General features: G+C 63.3%; 3 protein-coding genes and 1 pseudogene. All 4 read right to left on the bottom strand.

The genetic code is table 11. The annotated features are described in order from the left end of the window. Positions 1–326: pseudogene (locus ABWP50_RS06655) on the bottom strand (hypothetical protein); the annotation flags it as partial. A gap of 28 nt (positions 327–354) precedes the next feature. Beyond that, positions 355–1518: an isovaleryl-CoA dehydrogenase gene (locus ABWP50_RS06650; protein WP_353217210.1), complete on the bottom strand. Its 1164-nt coding sequence runs from the start codon at positions 1516–1518 to the stop codon at positions 355–357. A 30-nt stretch (positions 1519–1548) separates the two neighbouring features. Next, the gene (locus ABWP50_RS06645; protein ID WP_353217209.1) at positions 1549–2787 is read right to left on the bottom strand and encodes a hypothetical protein; all 1239 of its coding nucleotides are present in this window, start codon (positions 2785–2787) and stop codon (positions 1549–1551) included. A gap of 6 nt (positions 2788–2793) precedes the next feature. Next, positions 2794–4740, bottom strand: a 1947-nt coding sequence (locus tag ABWP50_RS06640; protein WP_353217208.1) for an acetyl/propionyl/methylcrotonyl-CoA carboxylase subunit alpha, incomplete at its 5' end; no start/stop codon positions are given.

The following is a 4740-nucleotide window of genomic DNA, read 5'->3' as shown; positions in this document are numbered from 1 at the left end:
GTGTCCATATGGCTGAGCAGCAGCAGCCGGCCTTTGCCGGTGCCTTTCCAGCGCGCCACGATGATATCGCCCACGATGTTGCCGGTTGGCTTCACGCGGCTCACGCTGCCGCCGCGCGCGGTGAACTGCGCCTCCAGATACTGGCCCATCGCCGCCATGCCCTCGGCATCGCCGGTGCCGGTTTCGATTTCCACCAGCGATTTCAGCGTGGCGGTGACAGCGGGCGCCTCGGCCGTCGCCGCCTTGAGCAGCGCCGCATCCGGCTTGGCAGCGGCCAGAACGGGCGCAGCCAGCAAGGCCAGCGCCGTAAACATCACCCGCTTCATCGCGTCATTCTCCCCCAAAAAAACCGGCTCACGCGGTTTCGTCAAACAATTCCCGGCCAATCAGATAGCGGCGGATTTCGCTGGTGCCAGCGCCGATTTCATACAGTTTCGCATCGCGCAGCAGCCGCCCGGTGGGATAATCATTGGTGTAGCCGTTGCCGCCCAGGCACTGGATCGCCTCCAGCGCCATCCACGTCGCCTTTTCGGCCGAATAAAGGATGCAGCCGGCACTGTCCTTGCGGGTGGTTTCGCCGCGATCGCAGGCCTGCGCCACGGCATAGGTATAGGCGCGGGCGGTGGACAGCGCGACATACATGTCGGCCAATTTGCCCTGCATCAGCTGGAACGTGCCGATGGGTTGGCCGAACTGCTGGCGCTCGTGCACGTAAGGAACCACCACATCCATGCACGCCTGCATGATGCCAATCGGGCCGGCCGCCAGCACCACGCGCTCATAATCCAGCCCGCTCATCAGCACGCGGGCGCCATTGCCCACCCCGCCGAGCACATTTTCCGCCGGCACCACGCAATTTTCAAACACCAGCTCGCACGTGTCGCTGCCGCGCATGCCCAGCTTGTCGAGTTTCTGCGCGGTCGAAAAGCCAGCCATGGATTTCTCGATCAGAAACGCCGTCACGCCGCGTGAGCCCGCCGCCGGATCGGTCTTGCCGTACACCACCAGGGTTTCGGCATGCGGCCCGTTGGTGATCCACATCTTGTTGCCGTTCAGCACATAATCGCCGTTGCCCTGCTGCTCGGCGCGCAGCTTCATGCCGATCACATCGCTGCCGGCGCCGGGTTCGGACATGGCAAGGCTGCCGACATGCGCGCCGGAGATCAGATCGGGCAGATAGCGCGCCTTCTGATCGGCACTGCCCCAGCGCGCGATCTGGTTGATGCACAAATTGGTGTGCGCGCCATAAGACAGGCCAACACTGGCCGACGCGCGGGAGATTTCCTCCACCACCACGACATGCGCCAGATAGCCCAGGCCCACGCCGCCATCGGCTTCGGGCACAGTGATGCCGTGCAGGCCGAGTTCGCCCAGCTTGGGCCACAAATCGCGCGGGAAACTGTTGGTGGCATCGATTTCGGCGGCGCGCGGCGCGATTTCGGCAGCGGCGAAGGCGCGGACGGTGTCGCGCAACATGTCGATCGTGTCGCCGTGATCATATTTCAGCTGGCTGAGCATGACATTGATATCCTTGGTGAACAAACGGATTTAAGCGTCTTGTTTACTATGCTCCAGCCCAAGCGCTTGCAGCACTGGCTTGGTTGCTAGCAAGGCATCACGCAGCATGTGGATCGCCGCCGGGGTTTTCATTTCGGGGCACCGATCCAGAGGAAATTGTACGCCGAACTGCAATTGCAGATTGGACTGTCGGTCAGACCACGAACGAAAAGCGGCATCAAGCCATTGTGGTTGCAGTTTGACCGGCGGCCCCCCAGCGCATGTGCGCAGATCAAACTCAAGCAAGCAATCAATATAGGGCGTGGCTCGCTGACTGGGATAACGGCGCTGAATCATTCGGCACATCGGCACGGCTGCGGGAAAGGCTGAAACAAGCGGCGTCGCGCAGTTCACCAAGTCATTCGCCAACTGGCGCCAGCCAACCGATCCCAGTGCAGTCATCCGCTTGCGCAACACTCGCTCGAGACTGTTGGGCAATGTGATCTTGGCGGCAGCAGCATCATGCGTGATGTTGACCGTCAGATGGGGCCAGTGTGTGTGATCCTTGTCTGCCGACCCAGCAAGCCGAAGATAATCCCAAACCTGCATTGTGCCGCGGCCTGTGATCGCGCCGCGCCCCGGCAAATCTGGATCAACGCCCATCGCGACCAGCGCCGGTTCCCGGCGAAGTTCGTTCATGATCTGCCGCAACAGCCGCGCAGCCTGCCCCCAGCCATAGCCATCATCACCGAATTCAATGCCTGAAAAGCCGGTTAGGTTTGCATCTCCAATTGTTACATCATGCACCATACGTACCTCCAGCACTTCAAGAAACTCGGCAGTCAACGCTGGCCAAATTGTCGCCCATCGACAACTTTTGGCAAGTTGGTGCACATCACGCCAAAGAAGGCCTGCGTCTGTATTATTTCGAGCGGTCAGAGTCTTAACATATATTGTCGTAAACCCTTGCCGCCTTGCACGGCTGCGGTGGGTTTCCAGTTGGCGCTCGCTAACTGGTGCCGTAACTTTTGCTTCGATCAACAGGCACCAGTCGCCGCCATCGTGAATCCATATATCAGGCAGCCCCAACCGTTCCGCTTCGGCCTCTGTTGGAACGGATGAACCCGGCACCGATTGGCATTCCACTTTGAGGTTATGTGGCGGCCGGACATCAGGCAATGCGAGTTTTACGAAGGCAGCGCAAAAATCTGTGTCGCGAGCCAAGGCCGTGGCGAGCGCATGAGACGCCCGATTCTCGTTTTGGCTATATTGATCGAAAACCTGCCGCACTGAATTTCAGCCAATCTCCACCAGCAGCATGCCGTCATTCACCTGATCGCCCAGCGCGATGTGCACGGCCTGCACGGTGCCGGCGGTGCGCGCGACCAGGCGGTGCTCCATCTTCATGGCCTCCAGCACCAGCAGCCGATCACCCTCGGCCACGGCCTGCCCAACTGCGATATCCACGCTGAGCACGCGGCCGGGCATCGGCGCCAGCACGCGGCCATCGCCGCCGCCGCTTGTGGCCCGGCGCGGCGGGCGGGCGGCGAGCAGCCAGCTTTGGCCAGCCAGCCGCACATCGATGGCGCCGCCGCGCGGCACCGCCGTGGCGTGATGCAGCGTTCCGGCCAGATCGAGCACCAGACCAAATTCGCTGGTGCGCCGCGCCATCACTTCGCCGATGCCGGCCAGCCCGCCGATGCGCCAGCGATCCTGGCCAACAGCGCGCAGGCTGATGCTGTGCACCGCGTCCTGCCACCAGATCTGCACCATGGTTTGGGCGGGCAGATTGATGCGGATGGGCAGGCGTTCAAACAATGTGGTGGGCGTTGTGGACGGCAGGCCCAGCCCCAAGGCCGCCAACAGCAGCACCGCCGGCGGGCAATCCGCCGGCGCAGCTAGATCGGCGGCGTGGCGGCTGATGAAGCCGGTATCAACCTCACCTGCGCGAAACGCCGGATGATCGGCCAGCCGGGCCAGAAAGGCGCGATTGGATTTCAGGCCATCGACGATGGTGGCGTCGAGCGCGCCGACCAGCCGATCAATGGCGATGCTGCGGGTTGGCCCGTGGGCGATCACCTTGGCGATCATCGGATCATAATCCAGCCCGATGCGGCTGCCGGTTTCGACGCCGGTGTCGATGCGCACACCGGCTCCGTCGCCGAACGCCAGCCGGCTGATGGTGCCGGTGGCCGGCAGGAAGCCGCTTTCCGGGTCTTCGGCATAGAGCCGGGCTTCGACGGCCCAGCCGGTGACGGTCAGATCATGCTGCTGTTTTGGCAGGGGTTCGCCGCGCGCCACGCGGATTTGCCATTCCACCAGATCTTCGCCGGTGATGCACTCGGTCACCGGATGCTCCACCTGCAGGCGGGTGTTCATTTCCATGAAGTAGAACGCCGGATCGCCGTCTGCGTCCACCGTATCGAGATCGAGGATGAATTCGACAGTGCCGGCCCCGGCGTAACCAATGGCATGCGCCGCCGTGACCGCCGCCACGCCCAGCGTGTGGCGCAGCCGGTCGGACAGGCCGGGGGCAGGGGCTTCCTCGATCACCTTCTGGTGGCGGCGTTGCAGCGAACAATCGCGTTCGAACAGATGCACGGCATTGCCGTGAGTGTCGGCAAACAACTGCACTTCCACGTGCCGCGGACGCTGGATCAGCTTTTCCAGCATCACCGCTGGATTGCCGAACGCGGTTTCGCCTTCGCGCTGCGCCGCCATCAGCGCCTCCTGAAATTCCTCGGCGCTGTGCACGGCGCGCATGCCCTTGCCGCCGCCGCCGGCCACCGCCTTGATCAGCAGCGGCAGACCGACGCCCTCCGCCGCGCGTTGCAAACGTACCAGCGACTGGTCATCGCCCTGATAGCCGGGCGTGATCGGCACGCCGGCCTTTTTCATGGCGGCCTTGGCAGTGTCTTTCAGGGCCATCACCCGCATCGCCGCTTCGGGCGGGCCGATGAAGATGAGGCCAGCCTTTTTCAGGGCATGCGCGAAATCGGCATTTTCGCTGAGGAAGCCATAGCCGGGGTGGACGGCATCCGCCCCGGTGCGCCTGGCGGCCGCAATGATGGCGTCCATGTCAAGATAGGGGCGGTCCCCGGCCAACGGCACGGCCTGGCCGGCTTCGCGCACGAACGGCGCATCGGCATCGGCGGCGCTGTGCACGGCCACCGTGGCAATGCCCATCGCATGCGCGGTGCGGATGATGCGGCGGGCGATTTCGCCGCGATTGGCGATCAGGAT

Origin of the sequence: Sandarakinorhabdus sp. (assembly GCF_040398645.1) — a bacterium.
Taxonomy (GTDB): Bacteria; Pseudomonadota; Alphaproteobacteria; order Sphingomonadales; family Sphingomonadaceae; genus Sandarakinorhabdus.
Note: the sequence above shows the minus strand (reverse complement) of the source record. Positions and strands in the feature narration are given on the sequence as shown.